This window comes from Methylomonas sp., assembly GCF_023228165.1.
Classification (GTDB): Bacteria; Pseudomonadota; Gammaproteobacteria; order Methylococcales; family Methylomonadaceae; genus Methylomonas.
In genome coordinates this window covers 1-3598 of record NZ_JALOBS010000075.1, presented here as the reverse complement: position 1 = coordinate 3598, position 3598 = coordinate 1, and the positions used below count along the sequence as shown (strand labels likewise).

Here is a 3598-nt window from a genome sequence, read left to right as displayed (position 1 = left end):
TCCTCGACCTGGACGACCCCAGCCTGCCGACCGCAACGGCCGGCGAAGTGTTCACCCATTGGCAATGGCCGTTGCATTCCGGTCAAGCCTTCGGCATGACCGGGCGGATTTTAGTGTTCATCACCGGACTCGCCTGCCCGCTGTTGTTCGTCACGGGACTGATCCGCTGGCTGCAAAAATGGCGGGCCAAACGCGCCAAAGTTGGCTGTTGAGGCTAAGTTAGACCGTGAACTTCGACGGCCATTGAAAAACAGAGGGCCGTAGGCCCGATTAGCGAAGCGTAATCGGACGCATGTTTTAACCTCGTTCCTCCGATTACGCTTCGCTAATCGGAGCTACGCGGGCTGAAGGCGTCTATAAAATAATGAAGAAGGACGTGACCGAGTTAAGCCGCTTTATCGGTTACCGCGATGTCGCCGTCGACCAATACAGCGGCGAGATAGCCCGTGTAGGTTGGGGTGAGGTAACGAACCCCAACATTTTTGGTATTCAAATCATCGGTAACTTTGATGTTTTGTTGCCGATAGTTGGAGGGTGGTTTTGCGGTTATCGTGTTGGGGTTCGTGCCTCACCCCAACCTACGCTCCTACAAAAGCGTCAGGCAAAACGGCTAAGTCGCTCCTAGGCCAAACCTTCCCGAAATTCGTTCATGTCCCGGTTGTCGACCCGGTCGTAGATGTCTTCGACTGCTAAAGCCAGACCGATGGATTCAAACCAAATCTCATCGCCCAAAAAATAATATTCAGGCAGCCAATTTTTGTTTCTGCGCAGTACCTGCACGGAAACAATATCCGGTTCGATCAACACATATTCCTGCAGGGACGGCAAATTGATATAGCGGATCAATTTTGTCGTCGTATCCATTTTGCGGGTGGAGCGGGACAGCACTTCGACGATAATCACCGGCGACGTCGAAAAATAATCGTCGCCGGACATTTTGCTGCAATCCACCAGCACATCGGGATAGACATAATCCTTGCCCAAACGGACTTTGATGTCTGCCATAAAAGTCGCGCAAGGTGTGCCTTTCAGGTGATTCCCTAACTCGCGTAGCATGTTAGCCGAGATGCAATTATGGTTATAGCCCGCACCGGCCATTGCATAGACCTGGCCGTCGATATATTCGCGTTTTACCTCGGAAGCGGGTTCCGTCGCCAGATACTCCTCTTCGCTTAGATAAATGTTTTCATGCACTTTATCCAATGCCATCGTTTGCTCCAATGATCTATTGCTGATTCATATTGTTAGCGACCAGTGATTGAAAAACAAGTATTACAAGTCGGGTTGCCCCGTACTTTGGGCTGGTAGGCTTTGGTTTGCAACCCTAGCCTGTCGGCTGCCGTTGAAAAACAGAGAGCGAGGTTAACAGACATTAGGCGATATGCCGCAGTAATGCGGCATATCCCGCACATCAAATCAGCCAGGACATTAACCCGCCAATATTGCTTTAGTTGGCGGTACAGAGTGGCAGGGCCTTCCGCAAGCCAACCCACCGAGATGGCGCGCTTTCTGCTTAGCCAATTGCCTCGACTCACGCAAAGCCCCTTGATCCCCCGCGCATGGCTTTTTCCGACCACGACGTTTACCGCACATTTTTAAGCATTCGGCCGCAAATCCAGCGCTTTTTGCAGCAGCGCCTGCGTTGTCGGGATACCGCTGCCGACTTGCTGCAGGACATCTACTTGCGGTTGATGCTGTTGACGCCGCCGCCCGCCAGCGAAGTGGAGGCGCGGGCCTGGATGTTTACCGTGGCGTCCAATCTGTCTATCGACCATCTGCGCGGCCAAAAGCGTCGCGGCGATTTGTTGGATCAATACTTGGGCGAGGAAACCGAAGCCGACGCCACCACCGAGCCCGAGCGGATGCTGCAAGCGCAAGACCAGCTCCTGCAAATTCAAACCGCGTTGGCGCAATTGCCCGACCTGTGCGCGGAAATTTTATATTTGAGCCGTATCGAGGGGCTTAGCCATGCCGAAATCGCCAATCAGTTAAACATTTCCGTCAGCTGGGTGGAAAAGCAACTGGCCAAAGCCTTGCTGCACTGCCGGCAAGCGGTTGATGACGAGGACGCATAGTATGGCTATATTCGGACCGGATCGTTATAGTAAACAGCCATTACCAGACGCCGTACTGCCATGAACGAATCGCACACAGCCCAGCACGACACCTTGCGGCAGCAAGCCGTGGCCTGGCATCTGCGCTTGAGCTCCGGTGCCGCCGACGACAGCGTATTGGCGAAATTCGAGCGCTGGCGGCAACAACCCGAGCACGCCCAGGCCTATCGCGCCGTCGAAGCGCTGTGGCAACAACTGCCTCAGCCTTTACTGGCCGACCGCCGGCGCCGCCGGGCTCGGGCCGCCAAACAGCGGCGCACAGCCCTGCTGAGGCGCGGTCTGAGTCTGGCCGCCGCAGCGTCCTTGCTGCTGGCGGTCGCGACCGGCTTTTACCCGGATTATCTGCAACACCCCTGCGCCGATTACCGTACCCGCGTCGGCCAGCAAATGTCGATTGCACTGACCGACGGCAGCACCGTCTATTTAAATACCGACACCGCAATTGATGTAACGATTAGCGCCAGCGAACGACGCCTGGAGCTATTGCACGGCGAAGCCGAGTTCGAGGTGGCGCATGACGCTAGCCGGCCGTTTCGCGTGACGGCGGGTTCCACGACCACCGAAGCCTTGGGTACCCGGTTTATCGTCCGTTACCGCGGCAATACCGGCGCGGTCACTCTGCTGCAAGGCAAGGTACGAACCAGCCGGCCTTCCGCGCGCGGCGCACTAACCGATAGCGCGACCTTACAGCCCGGCCAACAATTAACGTTCGCTGCCGACATGCTGAGCCCACCCTATGCCGTGGAATTAAGTAACGCCGATGCCTGGCGCCGCGGGCGTTTGTTGATGAACTTCGTGCCGTTGAAGCAGGTGGTTGCGGAAATCAACCGCTACCGGCGCAGCCAAATCCGCTTGCTGGACAGCGAACTGGGCGAACGGGAAGTCAACGCCGCCATCGACATACAACACATCGATGCCTGGCTGGATGCCTTGCAACAAACGCTGCCTATCGAAGTTATTCATGCCGGGCCGTGGGTGTTTTTGCGGTCTTGAGCAGATATAGGCGTAAACGTATCCGCCTCATAAACCTGTCATTCAACCATGCCACGCGACAACCTGTTAAAAGGCCGTTATTCCCAGGCTCAGCAAATTTATCATGTGACAATTTGCACGGAAAAGCGCCTGAATTGGTTTAACGATCTACACTGCGGGCGGATTGTGGTCCATCAAATGCAAAACTTGCATGAGCAAAACAAGCTGAAATCGATGGCCTGGGTAGTCATGCCGGATCATCTGCACTGGTTGTTTCAATTGGGCGACAGCAAAACCTTGTCGGGCGTCATAAAACAGTTTAAGGCAACTTCAGCCTTGGAAGTGAATGCTTTTTTACAACGTAAGGGCAGACTTTGGCAGCGTGGCTTTTACGATCATGCCTTACGCGGAGAGGAAAATATAAGACAAATCGCCCGATATATCGTGGCTAATCCAATACGGGCCGGTCTTGTGGAAAAAATAGCCGATTACCCGTTATGGGATGCCATGTG

The 3598-nt window shown here is 54.6% G+C and carries 6 protein-coding genes; 5 read left to right on the top strand and 1 reads right to left on the bottom strand.

What is annotated here, in order from left to right; translation table 11 throughout:
- Positions 1 to 212, top strand: a 212-nt coding sequence (locus tag M0R33_RS24330; RefSeq protein WP_292574552.1) for a PepSY-associated TM helix domain-containing protein, incomplete at its 5' end; no start/stop codon positions are given.
- Positions 213 to 364: 152 nt separating this feature from the next.
- Positions 365 to 625, top strand: a complete 261-nt coding sequence (locus M0R33_RS24325; RefSeq protein WP_292574551.1) for a hypothetical protein — start codon at positions 365 to 367, stop codon at positions 623 to 625.
- Here the strand turns inward: M0R33_RS24325 and M0R33_RS24320 are convergent.
- On the bottom strand, positions 622 to 1209 hold the full coding sequence (locus M0R33_RS24320; protein WP_292574550.1) for a Uma2 family endonuclease: 588 nt from the start codon (positions 1207 to 1209) through the stop codon (positions 622 to 624). The genes M0R33_RS24325 and M0R33_RS24320 overlap by 4 nt on opposite strands.
- A 350-nt stretch (positions 1210 to 1559) precedes the next feature.
- On the opposite strand from M0R33_RS24320, the gene M0R33_RS24315 reads away from it, so the two are divergent.
- The 3 genes from M0R33_RS24315 to M0R33_RS24305 all read left to right on the top strand — a co-directional run.
- Positions 1560 to 2075: an RNA polymerase sigma factor gene (locus tag M0R33_RS24315; protein WP_292574549.1), complete on the top strand. Its 516-nt coding sequence runs from the start codon at positions 1560 to 1562 to the stop codon at positions 2073 to 2075.
- 60 nt (positions 2076 to 2135) lie between these two features.
- Positions 2136 to 3107, top strand: a complete 972-nt coding sequence (locus tag M0R33_RS24310) for a FecR family protein (RefSeq protein WP_292574548.1) — start codon at positions 2136 to 2138, stop codon at positions 3105 to 3107.
- A gap of 48 nt (positions 3108 to 3155) precedes the next feature.
- Positions 3156 to 3598 (top strand): transposase (locus M0R33_RS24305; RefSeq protein ID WP_292574547.1); only part of this gene is annotated, 443 nt, incomplete at its 3' end.

Coding starts and splice junctions, on each gene's coding strand:
- M0R33_RS24320 (WP_292574550.1), bottom strand. CDS start 1,209: ATGGCATTGGATAAAGTGCATGAAAACATTTATCTAAGCGAAGAGGAG.
- M0R33_RS24325 (WP_292574551.1), top strand. CDS start 365: ATGAAGAAGGACGTGACCGAGTTAAGCCGCTTTATCGGTTACCGCGAT.
- M0R33_RS24310 (WP_292574548.1), top strand. CDS start 2,136: ATGAACGAATCGCACACAGCCCAGCACGACACCTTGCGGCAGCAAGCC.
- M0R33_RS24315 (WP_292574549.1), top strand. CDS start 1,560: ATGGCTTTTTCCGACCACGACGTTTACCGCACATTTTTAAGCATTCGG.